At 39.8% G+C, this 24153-nt stretch carries 17 protein-coding genes; 16 read left to right on the plus strand and 1 reads right to left on the minus strand.

What is annotated here, in order from left to right; all coding sequences use genetic code 11:
• Nucleotides 1–93: 93 nt before the first annotated feature.
• The 4 genes from BP95_RS0124115 (at nt 94) to galU (ending at nt 7566) form a co-directional block, all read left to right on the plus strand.
• Nucleotides 94–1293 carry a S1C family serine protease gene (locus tag BP95_RS0124115; RefSeq protein WP_231515184.1) on the plus strand — a complete coding sequence of 400 codons (1200 nt, stop codon included), beginning with the start codon at nt 94–96 and terminating at the stop codon, nt 1291–1293.
• 90 nt (nt 1294–1383) lie between these two features.
• A complete protein-coding gene (locus BP95_RS0124120) occupies nt 1384–3420 on the plus strand; it encodes a stalk domain-containing protein (RefSeq protein WP_028533427.1) in 2037 nt (678 codons plus the stop codon).
• A 267-nt stretch (nt 3421–3687) separates the two neighbouring features.
• Complete coding sequence (locus tag BP95_RS0124125) at nt 3688–6300, plus strand: U32 family peptidase (RefSeq protein WP_028533428.1); 2613 nt, start codon at nt 3688–3690, stop codon at nt 6298–6300.
• A 390-nt stretch (nt 6301–6690) separates the two neighbouring features.
• Entirely contained in the window at nt 6691–7566 is an 876-nt protein-coding gene (gene galU, locus BP95_RS0124130; protein WP_028533429.1) for a UTP--glucose-1-phosphate uridylyltransferase GalU, read from the plus strand.
• 60 nt (nt 7567–7626) lie between these two features.
• Here galU and BP95_RS0124135 read toward each other — a convergent pair whose 3' ends face one another.
• Entirely contained in the window at nt 7627–10107 is a 2481-nt protein-coding gene (locus BP95_RS0124135; RefSeq protein WP_028533430.1) for an O-antigen ligase family protein, read from the minus strand.
• A gap of 292 nt (nt 10108–10399) precedes the next feature.
• On the opposite strand from BP95_RS0124135, the gene BP95_RS0124140 reads away from it, so the two are divergent.
• From BP95_RS0124140 to rfbB, 12 genes are all read left to right on the plus strand, one after another.
• Complete coding sequence (locus tag BP95_RS0124140; protein WP_028533431.1) at nt 10400–11179, plus strand: ABC transporter permease; 780 nt, start codon at nt 10400–10402, stop codon at nt 11177–11179.
• Nucleotides 11180–11193: 14 nt separating this feature from the next.
• The gene (locus BP95_RS34110) at nt 11194–12837 is read left to right on the plus strand and encodes an ABC transporter ATP-binding protein (RefSeq protein ID WP_231515185.1); all 1644 of its coding nucleotides are present in this window, start codon (nt 11194–11196) and stop codon (nt 12835–12837) included.
• Between the two features lie 37 nt (nt 12838–12874).
• Nucleotides 12875–15283: a class I SAM-dependent methyltransferase gene (locus tag BP95_RS32125; RefSeq protein WP_051614178.1), complete on the plus strand. Its 2409-nt coding sequence runs from the start codon at nt 12875–12877 to the stop codon at nt 15281–15283.
• The gene (locus BP95_RS0124155) at nt 15276–16115 is read left to right on the plus strand and encodes a glycosyltransferase family 2 protein (protein ID WP_028533432.1); all 840 of its coding nucleotides are present in this window, start codon (nt 15276–15278) and stop codon (nt 16113–16115) included. Before BP95_RS32125 ends, BP95_RS0124155 begins: the two co-directional genes overlap by 8 nt.
• Nucleotides 16116–16129: 14 nt before the next feature.
• On the plus strand, nt 16130–17227 hold the full coding sequence (locus tag BP95_RS0124160) for a glycosyltransferase family protein (RefSeq protein ID WP_028533433.1): 1098 nt from the start codon (nt 16130–16132) through the stop codon (nt 17225–17227).
• 47 nt (nt 17228–17274) lie between these two features.
• Complete coding sequence (locus BP95_RS0124165; RefSeq protein WP_028533434.1) at nt 17275–20103, plus strand: DUF7657 domain-containing protein; 2829 nt, start codon at nt 17275–17277, stop codon at nt 20101–20103.
• Between the two features lie 206 nt (nt 20104–20309).
• Complete coding sequence (locus BP95_RS0124170) at nt 20310–21011, plus strand: glycosyltransferase family 2 protein (protein ID WP_028533435.1); 702 nt, start codon at nt 20310–20312, stop codon at nt 21009–21011.
• 9 nt (nt 21012–21020) lie between these two features.
• Entirely contained in the window at nt 21021–21398 is a 378-nt protein-coding gene (locus tag BP95_RS31275; protein ID WP_028533436.1) for a DUF2304 domain-containing protein, read from the plus strand.
• Nucleotides 21395–21736 (plus strand): EamA family transporter, encoded by a 342-nt coding sequence (locus BP95_RS0124180; protein WP_028533437.1) that lies wholly within the window; start codon nt 21395–21397, stop codon nt 21734–21736. The genes BP95_RS31275 and BP95_RS0124180 overlap by 4 nt, the downstream gene beginning before the upstream one ends.
• An 83-nt stretch (nt 21737–21819) precedes the next feature.
• Nucleotides 21820–22563: a sugar phosphate nucleotidyltransferase gene (locus BP95_RS0124185; RefSeq protein ID WP_028533438.1), complete on the plus strand. Its 744-nt coding sequence runs from the start codon at nt 21820–21822 to the stop codon at nt 22561–22563.
• A 13-nt stretch (nt 22564–22576) separates the two neighbouring features.
• Nucleotides 22577–23125 (plus strand): dTDP-4-dehydrorhamnose 3,5-epimerase, encoded by a 549-nt coding sequence (gene rfbC, locus BP95_RS0124190; RefSeq protein WP_028533439.1) that lies wholly within the window; start codon nt 22577–22579, stop codon nt 23123–23125.
• 11 nt (nt 23126–23136) lie between these two features.
• Nucleotides 23137–24153: a dTDP-glucose 4,6-dehydratase gene (gene rfbB, locus BP95_RS0124195; protein ID WP_028533440.1), complete on the plus strand. Its 1017-nt coding sequence runs from the start codon at nt 23137–23139 to the stop codon at nt 24151–24153.

Below are 24153 nucleotides of genomic sequence, written 5' to 3' on the forward strand. Positions count from 1 at the left end.
TTTTTTTCTTGCATATGATCTGAGGTTGGAGGAGAATGGAAGCATAGATTGGAATGCCCTGATTTCATAGGGGGCAAGAGGAGGAGCAACCGGATGGTTGGGCAAGGGAAGAGAATACATACAAATCATGCATCAGAAGTGAAGTTATCTAGAAGAATGGGAAGACACAGAGTTGTGCTTTTTATCGTTTCCTTGCTGGTTGGAGCATCTGTTCTGCCAACTGCGGCAGGTGCTGAGGCGTCATTTCGAGCCGTAAAGGTGAAGGACAAGGTATATGTAGAAGCGGAGGCGCTTGAGCAGGTAGCCGGCGGCAAAGGTACATATGATAGCAAGTCGAATACATATCAGTACAAGCCTAATGATATTCCTACTATTGTGGAAAAGGTAAGCCCATCCGTTGTATCGATTATTGGCCGTCAGATCGATGCAGAAGATGATTCAGACAACTGGCTGTCTCACGGAACGGGAGTCGTTGTGCGCAAGGATGGCTGGATTGTTACGAATGCGCATGTCATTTTAGCACTGCAGAAGCCAGTGGTCGTAACGCCGGAAGGGAAATCCTATCCGGTAAGCAAGTGGTTCGCTGATGAGGAAAGTGATATTGCCCTGATTAAAATCAATGCACAAAACATGAAGCCTGCCACATTTGTACGTCCGAACCCAACACTTAAGGTGGGCGAAGGGGTCGTTGCACTTGGAACACCAGTGTCGTTTACACTGCGCAATTCTGCGACTTCCGGGATTATTAGCGGTATCGACAGGGCTGTTGATTCAAGTTACAAGCTGATTCAGACGGATGCGGCTATTAACCCCGGCAATAGCGGGGGGCCACTTGTGAATATGCATGGTGAAGTGATTGGCATCAATACGTTGAAGTTCGCTGCTGTAGGGATTGAGAACATGGGATTTGCGATACCGTCTGACACGGTAAACTTGATTGTGGAGCACTTTTTCAAATATAGCAAGGTGAAGCGGGCCTCGATTGGCGTTGAACTGGAAGAGAGCTGGGCTGCGTATGTTGGATTGCCGACAGATGTTCCGATCAAGGTTACGAACGTTGTAAGCGCCCAGGCGAAGAAGGCAGGCATAACGGAAGGCGATGTGCTGTATGCCATTAACGGTAAGCCAGTGAAGACTCTTGTCGATGTGCATGAGGCACTAAAGTCATTTTTGCCAGGGCAACAAGTAAAGCTAACGATGCAGTCGAAGGGGAATCTTGTTGCGAAGATGATAGTGCTGAGTGAAGCAGTAAAGCCTACTGTTAAGGAGAAGTCAGCAGAAGCTGATAAGTAACGTAGAAGTAGAAGTAGAAGTAGAAGTAGAAGTGCATGAAAACTGAAGGGAATATTTCATAGATGAAGAGCTAAGGGGAGAGTGCTTCATATGGGGAAAACGATTCGATATCCGTTCTCGAGCCATCATTGGCGGAAGAGTGTAGCGATTATGACAATAGCCGCCGTCGTAGCGGGAACGATTGGGTGGAACGTGTCTCCGTCTCCGGCTGTGGCAGCAACTGCCGCGGCTGGGCAGCAGGAGATGCTCCGATTGAAAGTGGGCAGTACGAGTGCGACATGGAACGGTGAGAAGTTAGCGATTGTGAAGCCATACGTTCGTCAAGGAACAACGATGGTGCCGCTTAGTATCTTCACGAATGTGTTCGATGCGGCCTTGAAATGGGAACAGGATAATGCAGTCATATTGGAAGGCGATGCTGCCTCCATTCGGATGAGAATCGGCCAGAAGCAGGCGATGCTGAACGGCAAGCTTGTCACACTGGCAGTAGCCCCGGAAATGACTGGCGGTACTGCGATGGTGCCGTTGAAGCAGGTGGCACAAGCTTTTGGTGCAACTTATTCGGTGGATAAGGATAAATCGATTGTATTGCGCTGGAAACAGGCAGGGAATCTTGCAGGTGCTGCTGTAGATGTGAGTGCGAAGGCTGCGCGTGTTGGAGATTCCTACTATCAATGGAATATGGTACTCCCTAAGGGCTGGACGCATGAGAGCTTATCCCCTGAGGAGTTCGCTGTTATGTTTGCGGATCCAACAGAACATGTCTATGTAATAATCAATGCGCTGGATTGGGCATCGAAGCCGCTTGAGCATTGGGCAGATACGTTCAAGGGGCAAGCGTCGGAACAGCAATTAATGGAGTATCTGCAAACGGAAGAGTTAGACGATGAGTCTGAAATGTATGAAGCAAGCACAGGCAAGGTTGATGGGATTGCATACGCACAATCTGTCTTTATAAATGAAGAGGATATGTACTTAGCGCGTGTGTTCAGCACCAACGGCAAGCGATACATCGTCCGTATATTTGATGCAAATGCGCAGCGACCGAAGCAGATGCTGCAGTACGTCCCGTTCATAAATACGTTCCGTCCGAGCTTTTCCGCTGGTGCTGCAACCAATATCAGCTCGGTGAAGGACGGCTACCGCAATACGGAGTTGTGGGGCAAAGGGCTGACAATGGATTTGCCGGTAGAGTGGGCATCGTCTGATACGTATTTCCAATCGTATGGGTCGAAAAATTGGGAACAGTCTGCCAATTACAATATTGCCACTGCTGCACCTGGTTTGACGATCGACCAATATGCGCAAAAACATTTATCTTATATGAAAAAGACCACCAAGTCTGAGTATTTGCAGGTCGATCCTGAGCAGGACGTAAAACTTGCAGATGGGAAAATGGCAAAATCCATTAAAATAAAAAGCAAAGTCGACGAGAAGAACTGGAAGGTGAGCATGCATCTGCTCGTTGTCGATCAAGGTGTGCAATATTTGATGATCTATCATTGTCCGGATAATTCAGAGGGTATTTCTCTTGGAAACCGCTTGTTTTCCTCGGTGAAGGTTGATGGAAGTGTGAAGAAAGATCTTGAAAGTCCCGAAGACTTCCCGAAAGGGGAAGACTGGTACAAGGACTGGTCTGTCAGCTCACCTCGCAAAGCTCCGAATTATGGATTTACCTTGCAGGTACCGGATTGGTGGACGAGCGGGTTCTATGCTTGGGGAGAAGAGAACTATGATGTTGAAATGGACGAAGGCATGATTGCTTATTATTCACGGCCGGATAGTGATTTCTCCGTGTATGTCGATCAAGTGCGAACAGTAGAAGAGGCGCTTGCAAGATGGGAAGATTACTATAAAGGGGAAGGCGACACCAAGGTTGAGATCGTGAAACAAGAGAAGACGACGGTTCAGGGCAATAAAGCTTATGTGGTCGAGATGAAAGTATTCAGTGAGGCCGGTCAATTGAGCTTCACCGTGAATTTGCTGTTAATTGCGCGTGAAGGCAAGGTGTTCTCACTCGTGTACTCCGTGGATGATACGGCCCGAACACCAGAACTGCTTGACTCTTTCAAGCGTACGATGGAATCCTTTCAATTTACGGAGCAAGTGACGAATAAGAAGTCATGATGCAGACAGCATCCTAGCCAAGCTATGGCGGGATGCTTTTCTTTTTCTTACGTGTGCAGCTGGTTGTCTAGTTGTAGGTGGAAATGTCCTTACGCGACTCTGCTTCGAGCAAGCTTACGTGCAGGTATACGGCATAGTGAGCAGGAAGTTCTAGGCTATGCTGGAGTTTCGGCGTAAAGATCGCTATACTAATTGAAGCATATTTAAATAAGTAGATAGAGATGACCGCATCATGCGGCAATGGATAAATTAGCTTGGAGGATGAGCATGTCGACAATGAAGCAAGGGATACAGCGTGGAGATATTGAGCTGCTGGCGCCGGCTGGCGATTGGGATTGCATGCGTGCCGCAGTGGCAAATGGCGCGGATGCGATCTTTTTCGGAGTAGAGAAGTTTAATGCACGTGCGCGTGCGAACAATTTCCGGATGGATGATTTGCAGGACATTATGGCGTTTTTGCATAGTTATGGGGTTAAAGGATTTCTGACGTTTAATATATTGGTGTTCGAAAATGAGCTTGAGGATGCGAAGGGGCTTATCGAGGCTTGTATTGATGCGGGTGTAGACGCGGTTATCGTACAGGACTTGGGCTTGGTGAAAATGATTCGCGAAATTTCGCCTGACTTCCCGATTCATGGCTCAACACAAATGACGATTACATCACCAGAAGCGGCTGAATTTACGAAGCCGTATGGCATGGAACGTGTTGTGCTTGGCCGTGAGAACAACCTGAAGCAAATTCAAAAGATCGGTGAGAAGGCCAACGTACCGATGGAAGTGTTCGTGCATGGTGCGTTGTGCGTGTCCTACTCTGGACAATGCTTAACGTCCGAAATGTGGGGCGGCCGCTCGGCGAACCGAGGGGAATGCGCGCAGGCTTGCCGTTTGCCGTATGACATGATGGTTGACGGGGAGCATCAGCCGATGGGTGATGTGACATATTTGCTGTCGCCGAAGGATTTGGCGGCGATTGATATTGTGCCAGAGTTGATTGAAGCGGGTGTTACGTCCTTCAAAATTGAAGGGCGCATGAAGCAGCCGGAATATGTGGCGAACGTGGTGAGCAAGTACCGCAAAGCGATTGATGACTATTTCGATGGCAATTGGGCAGGCCCTTCTAAGGAAGAAGTTCGCGAGCTTCAGCAAAGCTTTTCTCGCGGCTTCACGCACGGCTTCTTGAAAGGGACGAACAACAAGCAGCTTGTGGACGGAACGTTCCCGAAGAGCCGCGGTGTATATGTGGGTACGGTGCAGCAGGTGCTGCGTGACGGTGTCGTATGTAAACTGGAAGCGCCTCTGAAGCGCGGCGACGGCATTGGCTTCGATGCTGGTGATCCGACGAAGAAGGAAGAGGGCGGACGCATCTACGATTTGCGTCGTCAAGGCGTGAAGCTGGAAGGCGAAGCGGAGGAAGGCTGGATTGTAGACATCGTGCCAGGACGCAATGACGTGGACTTGCGCCGCGTTCATGTTGGGGATCGGATCTGGAAGACGAGCGACCAGGCGCTCGATAAGCGTATGCGTGCCACGTTTGAGACGGACAAGCCTTACCGTGTCTTCCCTGTGCATGTGCGTGTTGAAGGCCGTGCTGGCGAGCCACTGCGTACGTGGTGGACGGACGTGCAAAAGGGAACAGTCGTTCAAGTGGATTCGGAGCTTCCGCTTGAGGTTGCACAAAAACGTCCGATGGACGAGGCATTCTTGCGTGAGCAACTCGGTCGTCTGGGCGGTACAGTGTATCAGCTTGAGGCATTGGAATCGGCGCTTGAAGGCGATGTTATCGTTCCGATGCGCGAGTTGAATGCGATTCGCCGCCATGCCGTGGAGGAGCTTGCAGGAGAACGTCCGAAACCGCCGGTATACGTGAAGCACGATATCGCGGCTATGGGTGATGCTGTTAAGGAGCAGACGCCAGTACCGTTTGGCGGTGCTCAGTTGACAGCGATGTGCCGCAACTTGGAACAGGTGCAGGCTGCCGTGAAGACAGATGTATCGTTGATTTACGCTGACTTTGAATTCATTAAGCAGTTCCCTGCTGCCATTGAAGCATGCCGCGCAGCAGGCAAGCCGATTGCACTGGTAACGCCGCGCATCCATATGCCGAACGAGAACGGATACCATCGCAACATCTTGAACCTGAAGCCGGATGCAGTGCTCGTCCGCAACACGGGTGCACTGAATTACTACCAGTTGGAGAAGGCGGAATGGGAGAGCAAGAGGGCGTCATCAGGGATGCCTAGCCAAGAGGTTATAGAGCAGGCTGCAAATGATCCGCAGCTGGCCATCTGCCCTGGCAAGCCGGAAGGCGAGCCGTTCCCGCAGCTGATCGGGGACTTCTCCTTGAACGTGGCGAACCATAAGACGGTACAGCTGTTCAAGGAAGCAGGATTGGATCGCATTACACCATCATATGACTTGAACATTCAGCAAATGGTCGATATGCTGCGTCATGCAGATACATCGATGCTGGAGATCGTCATCCATCAGCATTTGCCGATGTTCCATACCGAGCACTGCGTGTACTGCACATTCCTAAGCGAAGGAACAGACTACACGAACTGCGGTCGTCCGTGCGAGGAGCACCGTGTATCCCTGCGTGACCGCATCGGCATGTCCCACCCTGTTCGGGTAGACGAGGGCTGCCGTAATACCGTGTACAACGCGATTGAGCAGTCGGGTGCAGAGTATTTGGTTAACTTCCTGGAGCTTGGCGTTGGCACATACCGTGTCGAGTTCTTGGAGGAAACGCCAGAGCAAGTGCAAGAGGTAATCGACCTGTACGGCCGTGCACTTCGCGGTGAAATCAGCGGCACGGAAGTATGGCGCAAGCTGAAGGCAACGAACCAGCTCGGCGTAACGCGTGGGCAGTTGGTGAAGTAAGTAGTTGTTATTAACTTAATAACGTAAAGCTACAATAATGGACTCGAACCAGATGAAATATGTAGGAAACTGCATGGAAATCTGGGTTCGGGTCTTTTTGTTAGGGAAGCGTCCATTTCGAGTCCATGACATGTGCTAATTATGGTGAGTAATCTGTATGTTTTATCCAAAGAGGAAGTACAGAAGGGGATTCATCAAAAAAGTTGGATGCATATTATTGCTACTTACGTTAACTATGATACTGAACAGGAGCAATAAGTTAAATGAGTAATAATATCAATGACGTATACCTTGGTAAGTATATTTCTTGATCCCTTTTCATGTATACTAAAGATAGCATCAGGTTTGAGCGGAGATAGATGAACGATTTAGAGATTGGAGAGGCTTAAGATGAAGATTAGAAAGGCAATTATTCCAGCTGCAGGGCTGGGTACGCGCTTTTTGCCTGCAACAAAAGCAATGCCTAAAGAAATACTGCCGATTGTCGATAAGCCGACGATTCAGTACATTGTGGAAGAGGCTGTAGACTCCGGCATCGAGGATATCATTATTGTTACAGGTAAGGGAAAGCGGGCTATCGAGGATCATTTCGATAATTACTTTGAACTCGAGCATAACCTGCTGGAGAAAGATAAATTAGCGCTGTTAGAGGAAGTACGGAAATCTTCCGAGATGGCCAACATTCATTATATCCGGCAAAGAGAGCCCCGTGGATTAGGACACGCAATATGGTGTGCTCGCAAATTTATCGGAAACGAACCATTTGCTGTACTGCTTGGAGACGATATCGTACAAGCAGAGGTACCTTGCCTGAAACAAATGATCGACGTATATGATCGTTACGAATCCTCGGTTGTTGGTGTGCAGCCAGTCCCTTGGGAACATGTATCCCGTTATGGACTCGTAGCAGGTTCTGCTGTAGAAGAAAGGATTATTCGTGCGGAACAGCTTGTAGAGAAGCCAGACAAAGAATCGGCACCCTCTAACTGGGCCATTATGGGACGTTATATACTGACACCGCGTATTTTTGAATTGCTAGAACAGCAAAAAGCTGGGGTTAATGGAGAGATACAGCTTACCGATGCGATTGCACAGCTAAGCGCAGAACAAAATGTGTTAGCTTATCATTTCGATGGTCAACGGCATGACGTTGGTGAGAAGCTTGGCTACATTGAAACGACACTGCATTACGCGCTGCAGCGCCCAGAGCTACGGGGAGATTTACTTGAGTATATGAAGCGTATGATAGTTGAGTATGAAAAATAAAGGTAATAGAAAAAGGAACGTTCCGATATCAGAACGTTCCTTTTTGTTGTATCCATTCGTTTATTCAGTTTTAAATCTCATTCCCACGATTTGATCAATCTGCTCTTTTTGGTCTGAACCTAGTGCCACAAGCTTATCATACCAATTTTGATCTACTTGCCCCTGCTGGATCGTCGCGGCTACGTACCAGCGTGCGAGCTCACGGTTATTCCCAGGGTTGTCCTCAGGGTTGTTCGAGTCAGTTAAGTTCTCTTGCAAGTATGGCTTCATTGCTTCAGCCGCCTTAGCAGGATCTCCCTTCATTACATATGCGCGTCCAGCATTCATAGCCATACTAGAAGTAACGTAAAATGGATTGCCTTGAAGTTGTCCTTTCGGCAATGTCTTCAAGTGCTCCACGCCTGCCTTGACATGCTCGAAAGCGGCAATGACTTCATCCAAATAACCGTCTTTTATATCTGGCGCTGTTGTTATAGATTTATACCCTTCACGTAAAGCTACGTCCATATATTCTTCATACCATTTCATATCCCAAGGGAAGTTGGGGGCATTCTGAGAATATACTGCATAGACCTGCTCATCCAGCCCCTTTATGTTATAAAGCTTGATTAGCTGCAATAGGAGCGACTTATTATGAGGGTTATCCCCCAGTGCATTTTTCAATACTTTTTCCGCTTCTGTAAAGAACTGTTCGTCTTTTTGTTGTTCATATACTGACATGTATAGTTGTGCTTCGAAAGCTGCGTATTCCGGGTGAGTAGAGCGAATGCTCTTTGCTTTTCTTAACTGATCCATCGTCTTGTTAAAATCCTGAGTTGCAAGGACGATTTGTTTTGCACTTGCAAACGAGCTAGATGCTTGAACAAAGAGAATGGAAGTGATGAAAAGACCGATACCAACTACTCCTAGAATACTTGTCAATGCAATCTGGTATTTTTTTTGTGTACGTTTCTCGATTGGCTTTGACTTAATGGATGCAGTCATCCCCCCAAGAGATATGAAAACAAGTATACCGATGTACACATAACTCATGTTAAAGTCCATTGCACTATGAATAAGAATACTCGTTGAAAGAATGAAATACAAAAAGTAACTATCTCGTTCTTGATCATTGGCGTTTATATATGATCGGATGTAGTTCCAATAAATATAGATAAGAAAAGCCATAAGAATGAGAATCCCGATGATCCCGGTTTCAACTAAGTATTGCATATAAAAACTATGTGCTTGTTGAATGTCATAGGGATTGTTTTCATATTTCGCATAAAGAGCGGCCCAAGCGCCTCCACCGGCACCAATTAACGGGTAATCCGCTACGAGTTTCAGTGAGTCCTTATAGAATGTGATACGTTCGAGAACACTATGTTGTTGGAAGTTAATAGTTTCCAACCGTGTTGCAATGTTCTCAGGAAGCATATTTTTCACATTCGTTCCAATAAGAACAAATAACAGAAGACCTGCCAAAACTGCTCCGCCGACAGGTATTAGGAAACTTCCCCATCGTTTATTAGAAATTGTAGTTGTTTTTTGTTCTAACCACGGCGAAATCCAGCGTTCAAGTGCATAAGATATTGCTGCAGAGAGTATAGAGCCGACTATGATATAGGCCCAGCCCTTCAAGGAATCAGATACGGAAAAATCTTTCTGAACCCGTAGACCAATTTCAGTAACTGGATTCAAAATAAGAACCGTGATTACTCCGCTGATAATTAAATGCATAAACCACATCAATTGACGATATGGCTTTAAAAAAACAAGAACAACGATAAACGCAACGGGGAGGAGAAGTAGTCCACCACGAGATAAAGTTAAAAAGATGGATAACATAATGGGTACAATCATAAATGAATGGACAGATTTCCTCCACCAATTCTGAGACTTACTAATGAAGAGTAACGCTCCCAACAGAAATGCCATTAAAAAACCAGCGTATGTATTTGCATATTGGAAGACAGATGCCAGCCGCTCGCCATTAGAGTCACTCATAACTGCATTCAAGTATGCTCCAGATGGCGTTGTTGAAATCCCCAGCCACTTGATAAGTGCCGTCACACCAGGTCCATTTCCTAACCAATGAAACAATCCAAAAAAGACGACGATATAAGAAATGATCATGATAGCTAGATTTAATGTTCGATTTACGACACCATCTTGCGCTATAATGGAAGAAGCGACAAAAAATATGCCGTACATCAGCATGATAATTAACATGTTGACTGCCAAGTAATTTGATGCTGCTGATATCGTAGATAACGCGAAGCTGGCAGGCAATAAGAATACGCAGAGAGACAATAAGTCTTTGCGGCTAGACCAATTAAATTGCTTCCAACCAACAGCGATGGCTATCATAGCTATAATAGCGGATAATAATGCAGCTACATATATTGGTTGATCGAAATCTGCCATTTGTCCGTTAAATAGTGCAACTTTGAATGAGGACCATAGTAAGAATAAGATGATGACTCCAAGCAGCAGCCATGGTGCTTTGGAGGCTTCGCTGTTTTTCTTGGCTTTGGAGCCAGTATATCCATAAGTCGACAATTTTTACGCTCCTTTACTAACGAATTATAAACTCAATTTTAGCATAAATTATCGAACATACAATCACCCAGAGAATGTTAAGTAGCTTATGTCGGTATGAAGTTTAAATTGATTAATTACAATTTAGATGAATATGGTAATATCTTTCATTTAAGTGAAAGGAGTTTGAAAAGTTGGAATTGATTACTCAAACCGTTTTAAATACAAGCAAATAAATTCTTTTAAGAAAAAAAACGCCCATTTATCTGGGGGTTTGTTTTATTTATTATTTTGAACTTGTGGGGTTAAGCATATGATTACTAAAACTATTAACATTTATCGTAAATATGGTTTTTTACTTTCTCAATTAGTGAAAAGAGATTTTAAAACAAAGTACAGAAGATCATTTTTAGGGATTATTTGGAGCCTTTTGAATCCTTTGCTTATATCTATTGTGCAGTATATGGTGTTTTCTAGTTTATTCCGGTTCGATATCCCTAATTACTCTGTTTATTTGTTAAGTGGGATTGTTATGTTTAATTATCTAACAGAAGCTACTACTCAATCAATGGCGAGCATTATTCAAAATGCTTCATTAATAAACAAAGTTTATATTCCAAAGTACATTTATCCGCTTTCTCGTGTCCTGTCTACAGGGGTCAATTTCTTATTTTCCTTGTTGGCACTTTACATTGTAATTATAGCGTCAGGAATGAGCATTACTTTTGCTCATATATCTATTTTATATGTATTGGCTTGTATGTTTATATTTACATTAGGTCTCTCTCTAATGTTATCTTCATTAATGGTTTTCTTTAGAGACACGCAGTTTTTATATGGGGTACTACTAACGATATGGACGTATTTGACTCCTATTTTTTATCCGGAGTCTATACTTCCGTCACACATGCTGTCTTTATTAAGCTTTAATCCTATGTATCATTTTATTAGATTTTTAAGATTTATTATTCTATATAATGGAGTGCCAATTCTGAAGGCATGGGTATATTGTGGTGCTTTTGCAGCTATATCCCTATTAGTTGGAATGTATGTATTCAAACGAACACAAAACAAATTCATACTTAATCTATAAGGAGAAGGATTCGCTTGATTGAACTAAGTAATATATCTATGAAATTCCGCATGGCGAATGATCGCATCATGAGTCTCAAGGAATTTGTGGTTAAGAAACTTACCGGAAAATTAGAATATAAAGAGTTTGTAGCTTTAAATGGAGTATCTTTCTCTATTAAAAAAGGTGAGGTAGTAGGTATTGTTGGTGGTAATGGAGCTGGTAAAAGCACATTGCTCAAAATCATTTCGGGAATCTTATCGCCAAATCAAGGTACCGTAAGTGTTAAAGGAAGCATTGCCCCTATGCTTGAGCTTGGTGCGGGCTTTGATTTTGATTTGACGGCAAAAGAAAATATATTTCTAAATGGAGCCGTACTTGGCTATTCGAAAGAATATCTAGAAAGTAAATATGACGAAATAGTCGAATTTTCGGAACTTGAAGAATTTATGGATGTTCCTGTTCGTAACTTTTCATCAGGTATGACAATGCGACTGGCTTTTTCTATTGCTACACTTGTTAACCCCGATGTCTTAATTGTAGATGAGATTTTATCCGTTGGTGACGCGCATTTCCAAAAAAAGAGCTCTCAAAGAATGAGGGAATTAATTCACGGTGGAGCAACGGTTATTCTGGTGTCGCATAGTATCGAACAAATTCGCGAAATGTGTTCCCGAGTGATATGGCTTGAACGAGGAAAAGTGAAGATGATTGGAAACACGGTTGAAGTTAGTAATGCATACATGAGTAGTATGAATTATTACGAGAAAAAAGAAAATGAAACCGTGAGTGTGGATAGATATCAAGAAAGATTGTATTCTCCGACATACATCACAAAGTTTAATGAATCTTATTTCATCGTTGATTGCTGGCATCACCGAATTATTTATAGTGACAGTATCACTGCGCCTTTAGAAAATTGGAATACGGTAGAAGTTTTATTTCATAATCCTCATATCATTGCAAGTGATGGTGAAGTCTTATTAATCGATGATTCCAAAAATGATACTATAAAGGTTATTCGACAAACAGGTACTTCTTTTGTAGAAATTCAATCGTTGACAAATATCGGACAACAACCAAATAAAATTGTGTATGACAGTAAGAGTGGATTGTTCTACGGGTTATCTGCATCCTCTCAACATGTATTTGTGTTAAGAAATACTGGGGAGAAAGTAATTATAGAAAAAGTTGTGAAACCTGAGTATTTGGGAAGCGCCTATATTAGATCATTTAGTATCATTGATGGGAAAATGTATTTTGTATCAGGTCCAGGGAAGATTATTGTAGCTGAAATAGCTGATTTATCCTTTAACCTAATTGACGAGTATACAGTCCCATTTGAGCTACTTGGCATGAATGATATTGCTAAAATAGGTTCATACTTCTATATAACTGTATATCAAACTGGGAATGGTGAAATAGAACCAAGATTGATTAGAATTAAGGATTTAAATCAACTTGAAACGAATTGTGAAGATATCTATGACCTATTGGGCATGAAAGGAGTCCCTTATTATTTTTCATTTATAAATGATAGAGTTTTCTTGACAGAGATAGATAATTATTCATCTATCAAATCATTTACCATAATAGATGATCAAATTAGTGACATTCAAGTACATTTTGATATTGGGCAAGCGAGTACGGCTTCCAAAAAGCGACGTGAATTGAAGTAGAAAAAAATAATGATTTCAAGACTGGGGTGGGAGTTGAATGGCTAAATTTAATCTTGATTATTACGTACCAAGTACTGACGATGTATACTCTGATGGAGATATAGAATCTGAATTACTGCAGTACGCAATAAGTGGTAAATGTGACTGGCATAAAGATGGAAGATGGCCTGTTGTTTACCATATGTCCCATCTCCGTCATAATATTTTAAATTGGTTCCCATTTAAAAAGGGGTGCCGCATTTTAGAAATTGGTGCTGGTTGTGGCGCTTTAACAGGACTTTTATGTGAGCTTGGTTCAAAAGTAGTTGCTGTAGAGTTGACAAAAAGACGTGCAGAAATTAATTATCAACGTCATAAGCATTTTGACAACCTGGAAATAGTAGTTTGCGACTTTCAAAAATTGCCGATAGAATCCAAGTTTGACTATATTATTATTAATGGTGTACTAGAGTATGCTGCTTATATGATTGAGAGTGAGCAGCCGTATATAGATTTCTTGAAATTGTCGGCAATGCATTTGAACGATAAAGGAAAAATACTATTGTCGATTGAAAATAGGATGGGACTTAAATATTTTTCTGGCTCAAAAGAAGATCATACTGGGGTATTTTTTTCTGGTTTGAACGAATACGACAATGGTGAGAAAGTTAGGACTTTCTCTAAGATAGAATTAGATGAACAAATAAGCAAAGCTGGGCTATGTTCGATAAAATACTATTATCCTTATCCTGATTATAAGTTCCCGTCGGAAATCTTTACAGATGAGACGCTACTTGAAAGAAAGCCGTCCAGCTTCGATTATCCAATGGACATGTCCAGAGTTAAACTTTTCGAAGAAAGAAAAGTTTATGTTTCACTTATGAAACTGGGTGTCATAGATAAATTCAGTAATTCGTTTTTAGTAGAAGTTGCTGTCGAACCCGATGAAGAGCCGGCAAATGTCTCGTATGTTAAATTGAGCGCAAATCGAAATGAAAAGTTTCAAATCTGTACTTATTTTGACACTAACAAGAAAAATGTATATAAAAAAGCTCTGTTGCCAGCGGGGCATGAACATTTGCTTACAATGAAGCGCTTTAGTAATTATGAATATGGTAGTGGTATTTTAAACAATATAGAGTGCCAACAAAATGGTGACGTCTTATCATTTCCTTTTATAACGGAAGATAGTTTAGAAGAAATTTTGATCAAAACATGCCAACAAAATGATAGTGAGAAGTTTTTTTCGCATATCAATCACTTTAGAAAGGTATTGTTTTGGAACGTACCATTGCAAAAACAATCTTATTCGCAAGCTTTCGGAGAGATATTTGGGAACAAGCAATGTGAACAGGAACTTCGATGGAATGACAATGTCAATGTAGATATGATCTCAGGTAATATTTTTGTGGATAATGACCGTTATTTAGTTATAGATTATGAGTGGCATAAATCATGTCAGATACCGATGGAGTTTATTCTTTGGCGTATGCTGAAACAATTTGCAGAGGAACACGATTTTTGTGGGTTTTTGACGAAACCAGTATTGTATGATTTAATCGGTATCAATGTAGATGTTGAGGAATGTTTCCTGAATTGGGAATCTCACTTTATTAATCAGTATGTAGGTATTAAGGACTTACACAGTCTTTCCAAAGATATCGTTCCTATTGATTTGGAAAAAGCAGCAACACAGAAAATGAAAGAGAATGTGTTACGCAGTAGCTTATTCTTGGATTTGGGTAATGGATTTTCAGATGCCAATTATGAAAGCAATAACTCAATGTATACTTCTTCCGGCTTTGTCGCGTTATTTACACAGAAACAATTAAGAGATGCTAAAAGCTTGAGATTTGATCCGCTTGAAGGACAGGCGAGCTGCATTGAAATACAGAAAATCGAAACAGATGGAACGGTAATGAATGTAAGTTCACTTAATGCTGAAAAATACACGGATGGTGTAGGCTACGAATTTTACACTTATGATCCACAATTCTTGATAAATGGAGATTTTTCAAGGGCAACATACATTAAGATATTTTTCACTTGTACGATTTTAGATTGGACGATCGGATATCAGAAAAAGGAAGAAGAGCTGTGGTTAAGTGAAAAAAAGGTTGGGGAACAAATTTCAATCAACAATCACCTTAATACTAAATTAGGGGAGAATGAAGTAGTAATTAATCAGATTAACTATGAATTGGAAGAGAAAGTATTTGAAAACAAATTCCTTGCCGCTAAAATAACGGGGATGGAAGAACAAAATAATATAAAAAAAATTCAGCTAGAAAAGATGGAAATGGAACTGATAAACATGAAAGAACAAATGGATAATGTTAAGTATAGATTAGATGAAACACAAAGTGTGTTGCATCATATTACAACAGAAATGAGAAATCGTAGATTTAAAACAATGTTAAAGGTATTACTGTTTGGTGGCATTACTAGGGGGGGATCTGGTGAGTAAAGTTAGTGTAATAATGCCTTGCTACAACGATGGGGCATATATAAGAGAGGCGTTAGCTTCTGTAAATGCTCAAACTTACAAAGATATTGAAGTAATAATTATTGATGATGGGTCAGATGATCCAAACACGCTACAAATTCTAGATAATATATCTGAATCCAACATTAAACTATTAAAAACAAAAAGACTTCGTCCTGCAGGCGCAAGAAATGAAGGGATTTCGCAAGCAACAGGGAAATATATTTTGCCATTAGATGCTGATGATATTATCGAGCCAGAGTATATAGAAAAAGCTGTGAGCATTATGGAGAAAGATGAACGAGTAGGGGTTGTTTACTGCTTTGCGGAGTTGTTTGGTGAGCGAAGTGGGCGGTGGGATCTCCCTAACTATTCTTTAGAAAAAATGCTTCTAGATAATATCGTTTTTGTAACAGCATTGTTTTACAAAGAAGATTGGGAGAATGTTGGCGGGTTTAATACAAACATGAAGCATGGAATGGAGGATTATGACTTTTGGCTTTCTATTTTGGAAATAGGTCGTGAGATTCATCAGATCCCAGAAGTTCTATTCCGGTATAGAATTAAACCTACTTCACGTACAACAGAATTTATGACTAATGTCCAAATTGTTCAAGAAACATATAGACATATATATGAACATCATCCTGTACTCTATGAGAAGTATAAGGATCAATATGCGGTCGGTCTAAGAGCAGCTCTTATTGAACAAATATTTTTAAACAGAGCACTACAAGATGGTATAACTATTTTAGAAAAAATAAAGCGTATACCATTATTGAAAACAATCATTAAAAAATACATTATGAAATGAAAACGAGGTAAGAAATGATAATATTCACATCGATATGCGCTAACTATTTACATAAGGCACGTGCATTAGCTAAATCAGTCAAAGAAAATATTCCAGATTCCGTTTTTGTAGTTTGTTTAGTGGAGCGTGAAGTCTTACCGCAGTATGAATACCCTTATTTTGATCATATTGTTTTAGCTAAGGATGCTTGGGAAGGTAATTTTGATCGTTTTATTTTTAAGCATGCAATTGTCGAAGCCTCTACTTCCGTTAAAGGACAATTTTTCAGATATTTGTATAAGGCGTTTCCTGGTGAACAGCAGTTTGTTTATCTTGATCCTGATATTTTTGTTTATTCCGATTTTGTAGAACTAAGAGGACTCTTAAATGAGAGACCAATTGCTCTATGTCCTCATTTGCTCGATCCTGGAAATATTGATATGGAACTTTCCAGTACTGCTCATGGTGTCTATAATTTAGGTTTCTTAGGTGTGAATCGAAGTGATGAAGCACAAAAATTTATTAATTGGTGGGCTGATCGCCTATATCTCTTTTGCTATGATGACATCGCTAATGGCGTGTTCACAGATCAAAAGTGGGTTGATTTAGCCCCTTGCTTCTTTGATGTCGAAATATTTAAACATAGAGGATATGATTTTGCTCCATGGTCGCTTTTAAATTGCGAAATGACAAAAAAAGAAGACGGAGTTTATGTTAAAGGGGATCCTTTGCGTTTTATTCATTTTTCTGGATATGGTGATTCTGCGCAAAAATGCATGAGAGAATGGCTTCCTGAAGGGGATCACCCGTTTAAAGAACTATATTCTAGTTACTCTGTAATTCATGATTCAAATGATTCAGATGCGATATCAAAGACGAAGTGGTCTTATAGCTGCTATTCATCTGGAGAAAAAGTAAGTGATTCTATAAGAAAATTATATCGTAAAGATTATGACGTAATGTTTAGTATCGAAAATCCTTTTGAATATGGAAATGACCACTTTGCGAGAAAATTAAATTCAGGGAAAATCATGAAAAAATCCAAAAGTTATTCTTCCAAAGCGATTTCTGTTATACGAAACCAAGGATTTAAAGCATTCTTAAAGAAGGTTCATGTAAAGTTGTTTAGATAAAGTTAATAAATATACACATATATGTGGATACAGGAGCCAATCAATAGATGAAAGAGATAGTTATGAAAAATAAAAGGTTAGTAATAGCCCTCTCCTTTTTTTTAATTTGTAATTTAGTTGTATTCAATTTATTTGAACCATCGATTGAGATGAAAGTTTCTACAGGTGGAGCAGATGTGAATCTAAGTTTTTATTATGACAATTCTTTGGAAGGTTATCCATTTGACGACACGCATATGGGGCCTGACACTTTATTATCTGGGGGCGGAATTCAAACAATATCCGTCCCATTATCTTTAGAAAAGTTGAATAAGCTTCGGATAGATTTTGGAACTATTGCCTCTTCTTATAAAGTTCATTCTTTTACAATTCTGAAGTCACCGATTTACGAGGTGAATTATGATAGTAAAGAATTTATGCGCAAGTTCAATAATATTAATGATATAGATAGTTATAATATTGAAAATAATGTTATACAGATTCATACTTCTGGTTCTGATGGTCATATTTACTCTATGAACCTTCTAAATGATATGCATGCCACTATAAGACAGGACTTAATACGAAAAGAATTGATTTTTATAGGGTTATCTTTAATGCTATTAATAGGGAATAAAATCCTGTCTTTGTTCAAAAAAGTGATTATTTGGTTCATTAAAATTTTGATAGGAAGTAATAAGATCATTTGTTCGAGACAAAAAGAAAAAAGAATTTTAGGATTCCTTCTTGTACTACTCTATTCTGTTTTGTTTGCATTACTAATAGATGTAGTACTGTTTCGTACGATTGCCAGAGTAGCACAGATATTTGAATGGAATACGCTATATCGTTACTTTTCTCCTGCATTGATATTTTCCACAGGGAGAGTATATTTTATTTTCATCTTTCTTTTTATTTTTGGTCTTATATTATATTTTGGCATTAAAAAATCAATAAAATATCGCTACATTTTTGCTGCAGTCTTCTTACTCTTAATGGTTGGAGGGCGCTTTACGGGTTCTTCGCTAGGGTTTTACGACGGAATGCTACAAGGTAATACAGAAAATTATAAGCAGAGCACTTTGCTGGGGATTCCACAAGGTATTCGTGGTGATGAGTGGGCTACTGAAAAACCATACTATTTTGCACAGGTAATGGGGAGTGATCCATTATCCTATTTCAATACAAACTTAAGTTTTGATGGCAACGATATGGTTGTATCAGCGTTTGCGCCTGTAAAAGATATTGTTATTATTGCTCGTCCCGATTTATGGGGCTTCCTCATTCTTTCACCTGAATACGCCTTTTCCTTTTATTGGTGGTCGCGCATAGTTCTACTTTTTATGGCCTCTTTTGAAATGGGTCTATTACTAACAAAACGTTATCGGTATGCAGTATTTACAGCCCTTATTATTTCTTTTGCACCTCCTGTTCAGTGGTGGCTTTCACAGACTCTCATGTTAATGTTAATGAGTGGTCAATTTGCTTTAGTTCTTTTTAATAAATATCTAAACTCTACAAAAAGCATTAGTAAATTTCTTGCTTTGCTGGGGGTAGGATTTTTTGCATTGGTATATGCACTAACAATGTATCCTGCAACACAAGTGCCGCTAGCCTATATTTTTATGGCTATTCTTGTTTATCTAATTATTGATAATAAAAGTAAAAAACCATTTGCATTAAAGAAATTAGTTCATTATGTGCTTGCAATTGCACCTTTTTTGGGTATTATAGTTCATTTTTATTCTAAATCTAATCCAGCAATGACGACTATAATGAACACTATATATCCTGGATCTAGTAGGCCATGGATATCATTACCGTGGGATTATGAGTTATATCAGTTTGTAAATGTTTTTACAGCAAGCGTTCATTGGCCACAATTTTTGAATGCCAGTGAAATCAGTCAATTTTATACATTTATTCCTTTTTTGATAATTGTTACTTTGGGGCTTATTTGGCGGAATCGTAATAAATTGTTATTACCTAGTTTATTATTTGGTGCTTCAGTAATGCTTATGCTAGTTGCTTGGCTCCCACGCTCTTCTTTTATTAACAAGATCACATTATTGAGCTTTACTTATCCAGTAAGAATAACATATGCATATGGATTTGGTTTTACTTTACTAATTATTTGTTTATTACCTTTACTGGAGAGAAAGATTGCGGGATGTTATTCAAATAAAAATGCAAGCCTAATAGCTGGAACCGTTGGTTTTTTGACACTTTGTATATTAACAAATAGTGAAAATGTTTTTGGTTTTTTTAAATCATTTACCGCAGGAACTGCAATAATGATAATTATCGTTGCATTGTTAAGTTACATGGGTTATTTATTACTAATTGGAGGAAAAAAAGAAATACGCAAGTTTGCGGGATTGCTCACACTACTTTCAATTGTCTCTACTTGTATGGTGAATCCTATTACCCAGGGCTTGGATTCAATGTTTGAAAAAACTACAATGAAAAAAATTAGAGAGTTAAACAATATGGATAGTGGAAGATGGATGGTTAGTGGAAGCCCTACTATTTCAAATTTAGTTTCTGCTCAAGGAGTTGCAAGAACGACTGGTACCTACTATTATCCAGATTGGAAAATGATGAGTGTTATTGACAAGGAACATAAGTTCATTGACATGTGGAATCAGTTTGCACATATTGATATGCGGTTAACTGAGGGGCCATTAGAATTTGCAACTTTTGATCATGAAAAAAGTGAAAAGGTGAATGGCACAAATCGCATTATCTATATTCCGATTGAAACCGTTAGGGAGTTAGGGGTAAAATATATTTTTACTAGTGTAGAGGTACCAGACTCTTTACTTCGAAGAGGCGATATTTCTTTATTGTATCGTGATAAAGTTGATCCTTGGTCTATTTATAAAGTTAGTTATTAATGAACAGTTTATTTTAGAATCCCTTATGAAGATATAGTGAGTAAGAGAAATCGTATTTAGTTATTATTTACTGATCTAACACTGTGAATCATGGGGATTCTAAAATATTTACAACAATAAGTTATGGAAAACCTCACTTTCATATATATGCACATACAGAAAAAACGCAAGGGTAACATTTCCTTATGATGGAGGTTTTAGTTAGAATGAGAATTCTTTTAATAATCCCAGCCTATAACGAAGGAAAAAATATAGAAAAATTAATAAGCAAAATTAATTCTGAATGTGATAGTGCAGTAGATATATTAATTATAAATGATTGCTCAACAGATGATACTCAATCTATTTGTAACGATATAAATGCCTTGACTATCAACTTACCATGTAATTTAGGGATTGGTGGGGCGGTACAGACTGGGTATAAATATGCTAGGCTACATGATTATGACATAGCAATTCAAGTTGATGGAGATGGTCAGCACAAACCGGAATATATTATGGATTTAGTTCGGTACATTACTGAGGAGAAAGCAGATATGGTGATTGGTTCACGATTCATTAATAAAGAAGGGTTCCAATCAACGTTCATGAGAAGAGTTGGTATTGCTTATTTTACATACTTGTTAAAGTTTTTATCAAAACGAGTAATAACAGATCCTACTTCTGGATTTAGAGCATGCAACAAAAAAGTTATTAATGAGTTTTCAAAAAGATACCCAGTAGATTATCCAGAACCTGAATCAATCATGTACCTATTGAGAAATGGTTATCGTATAAAGGAAGTCCCAGTTATTATGCAAGAAAGAAAGGAAGGAAAGTCTTCTATTACTACATTCAAATCTCTTTATTATATGCTTAAGGTATCCTTAGCCATTTTAATAGATAGATTTAGAAAACAAATCGTTTAGAGGTTATGTATGATATCATTAAAATTACAAGTTATTTTAATAGTTGGAGCAATAGTTTGTGCCTTATTTCTATTCAATTTAATCAAGAAATATAGATTAGAATTAAAATATACAATGTTGTGGTTAATATTGATGCTTATCATACTTATGATATCTATTTTCCCTAATTTTATTGGATTTCTTGCTCACGCGATGGGGATAGAATTGCCTGTAAATGCTTTATTTTTACTAGTTTCCTTTTGTTCCTATGCGATCTTATTTTCCATGACAATAAATGCATCTAAGTCTTCCACAAAAGTAAAAGAACTCTCACAAGAATTGGGATTGCTAAAATTAGAAGTTATTCGGTTGACGGAAGAATTGCATAAAAAGGAGAAAAATAAATGAATGCATTGCTTCTGCTGATGAATATTATAATGCTCGTAGCAGGTCAAGTCTTATTTAAAATGGGTTTAGATAGAATGGGTGGAGTTACACTAGCTACTTCTTGGAAAGCAATGTTTACTCCACATATTCTTGCAGGTTTATTGTTGTATGCTTTAGCAACTTTGGTATGGTTTGCTGTTCTCTCAAGAATGTCATTAAGCACTGCATATCCAATTCAAAGTCTAGCGTATGTATTTGGTATGGTAGTTGCTTTAATTGTATTTAATGAACCGGTTTCCTTAACAAAATGGATAGGAGCGGGTATCATTGTAATTGGAGTTATTTTGATTTCAAAATAATTCCATCTTAGCAGTTGAGAATGATGCATGAGTATTAGAGCTATGTTTTCTTTGTTTGTAAAAAAAGTAAGGATGGGTGGACTATGAAAGGGATTATTCTTGCAGGAGGTACAGGTTCACGCCTTTACCCTTTAACGAAAGTAACTAACAAGCATTTATTACCCGTTGGGAAATACCCCATGATATTCCATGCGGTAAACAAATTAAAAAAGGCAAATATAGAGGATATTCTTATTGTCACGGGTAAGGAACACATGGGAGAGGTTGTTAATCTTCTAGGAAGCGGATCCGATATGGGAGTATGCTTCACCTACAAAGTCCAAGATGAGGCTGGTGGGATTGCACAGGCTCTTGATTTAGCGGAACAATTTGTAGGCGATGATCAAATGGTTGTCATCCTTGGGGATAATGTATTTGAAGATGATATCTCCAACTACGTGTACAACTTCCGTCAACAGAAAAATGGAGCTAAAATACTCCTTCAAGAGGTTCATGATCCAAAGCGGTATGGCGTAGCAGAATTGCAAGACGATCATATTGTTTCGATTGAGGAAAAACCAGAACAACCCAAAAGCAACTATGCGGTTACAGGGATTTATATGTTCGACCACACGGTGTTTGATATTGTTAAGACGCTTAAGCCATCTGGACGTGGGGAACTTGAAATTACAGACGTTAATAATGCTTACATAAAGCGTAATGAACTTACGTTTGATATTCTTCAAGGTTGGTGGACGGATGCGGGCACTCATGCATCACTAGCAAAAGCGAATGAGCTCGCTAAAGATATTACGTTCGGAGAAGAATTCGGGAAATTAAAGTTGTAAGGAGTGCAGTAATGTGAAGGTAATAGAACTATCTCTCTCAGGCGCATATGTAATTGAACCGGTGATCCATGGAGATCACCGGGGCTTTTTTATGGAAAGCTATAATGAACAGAAGTTGCAGGAACAAGCTATTTCATTTAATTTTATGCAAGACAATCAGTCACTATCTGCTGAAGCAGGCGTGATTAGAGGATTGCACTATCAGCTTAATCCTAAGGCGCAAACAAAATTAGTTAGGGTAATATCTGGGGCAATATATGATGTCATCGTTGATATTCGCAAGAATTCACCAACCTTCGGTCAATGGGTTGGAGTCATTCTTAGCGAACACAATCATCGACAGCTTTTGGTACCTAAGGGATTTGCACATGGTTTTTGTACATTAGTGTCTAATACTCAAGTTTTATATAAAGTGGATGAGTACTATTCACCTGAGCATGATCGTGGGATTCTGTGGAACGATCCAGCCTTAGGTATTGATTGGCCGACATCCAAGCCAATATTGTCTGATAAAGATAAATTACATCCTACCCTTCAAGAAGCGGAAATAAATTTTGAATAGGAGTTAGCCCTATGAAATTACTAATAACAGGTGGCGCCGGATTTATCGGCAGCAACTTTGTCATCTATATGCTGAATAAGTACCCTGAATATAAAATTGTTAATGTAGATGCTCTGACATATGCAGGTAATTTAGAAAATCTGTCAGACGTTCAGCATAACCCGAATTATCGCTTTGAGAAGGCGGATATTGCTGACGCACAAGCAATGGGACAATTATTCAGTGAAGGTATAGATGTTGTCGTAAATTTCGCGGCTGAATCCCACGTGGATCGCAGCATTCTTGAGCCTGAAATCTTTGTGAAGACGAATGTGCTTGGAACGCAAGTACTGCTCGATGCTGCTAAGAAATACGGAGTTACCAAGTTCGTGCAAGTATCCACAGATGAAGTTTATGGAACTCTCGGGGAGACTGGATTGTTTAGCGAAACGACACCACTGACACCAAATAGTCCTTATTCTGCGAGTAAGGCAGGAGGGGATTTGCTCGTTAGGGCGTATCATGAAACGTTTGGTCTTCCTGTCAATATTACGCGTTGCTCAAATAACTACGGACCGTATCAGTTTCCTGAAAAGTTAATTCCATTAATGATCGCCAATGCTTTAAATGACAAGCAGCTCCCGATTTACGGGGATGGGCTTAATATTCGTGATTGGTTGTATGTTGAGGATCATTGCAGTGCTATTGATTTGGTTATTCACAAAGGTCGCAATGGCGAAGTATATAATGTAGGCGGTAATAATGAGCGTACTAACATTCATATTGTTAGAACGATATTGGAGCAGCTTGGAAAACCGGAATCATTAATTAAGTATGTTGAAGATAGACTAGGACATGATCGTCGTTATGGTATAGACGCAACTAAGATCACGACTGAATTGGGCTGGAAGCCAAAGCATACGTTTGAAACAGGGATTAAAGAGACGATAAACTGGTATTTGAACAATCGGTCATGGTGGGAAAGAATACAGTCTGGTGCGTATCAGGCCTATTATGACCAACAATATGGGACACGGCTGGGGGAGTAA

The organism is Paenibacillus sp. UNC217MF (assembly GCF_000686865.1).
GTDB classification, from domain to species: Bacteria; Bacillota; Bacilli; order Paenibacillales; family Paenibacillaceae; genus Paenibacillus_B; species Paenibacillus_B suaedae.

Excerpts from the sequence above, each read along its gene's own strand:
- galU (WP_028533429.1), top strand. The coding sequence starts at position 6,691 with ATGAAGATTAGAAAGGCAATTATTCCAGCTGCAGGGCTGGGTACGCGC.
- BP95_RS0124115 (WP_231515184.1), top strand. The coding sequence starts at position 94 with ATGGTTGGGCAAGGGAAGAGAATACATACAAATCATGCATCAGAAGTG.
- BP95_RS0124170 (WP_028533435.1), top strand. The coding sequence starts at position 20,310 with ATGAGAATTCTTTTAATAATCCCAGCCTATAACGAAGGAAAAAATATA.
- BP95_RS0124185 (WP_028533438.1), top strand. The coding sequence starts at position 21,820 with ATGAAAGGGATTATTCTTGCAGGAGGTACAGGTTCACGCCTTTACCCT.
- BP95_RS0124165 (WP_028533434.1), top strand. The coding sequence starts at position 17,275 with ATGAAAGAGATAGTTATGAAAAATAAAAGGTTAGTAATAGCCCTCTCC.
- BP95_RS0124120 (WP_028533427.1), top strand. The coding sequence starts at position 1,384 with ATGGGGAAAACGATTCGATATCCGTTCTCGAGCCATCATTGGCGGAAG.
- rfbB (WP_028533440.1), top strand. The coding sequence starts at position 23,137 with ATGAAATTACTAATAACAGGTGGCGCCGGATTTATCGGCAGCAACTTT.
- BP95_RS32125 (WP_051614178.1), top strand. The coding sequence starts at position 12,875 with ATGGCTAAATTTAATCTTGATTATTACGTACCAAGTACTGACGATGTA.
- BP95_RS0124160 (WP_028533433.1), top strand. The coding sequence starts at position 16,130 with ATGATAATATTCACATCGATATGCGCTAACTATTTACATAAGGCACGT.
- BP95_RS0124140 (WP_028533431.1), top strand. The coding sequence starts at position 10,400 with ATGATTACTAAAACTATTAACATTTATCGTAAATATGGTTTTTTACTT.
- BP95_RS0124180 (WP_028533437.1), top strand. The coding sequence starts at position 21,395 with ATGAATGCATTGCTTCTGCTGATGAATATTATAATGCTCGTAGCAGGT.
- BP95_RS31275 (WP_028533436.1), top strand. The coding sequence starts at position 21,021 with ATGATATCATTAAAATTACAAGTTATTTTAATAGTTGGAGCAATAGTT.
- BP95_RS0124125 (WP_028533428.1), top strand. The coding sequence starts at position 3,688 with ATGTCGACAATGAAGCAAGGGATACAGCGTGGAGATATTGAGCTGCTG.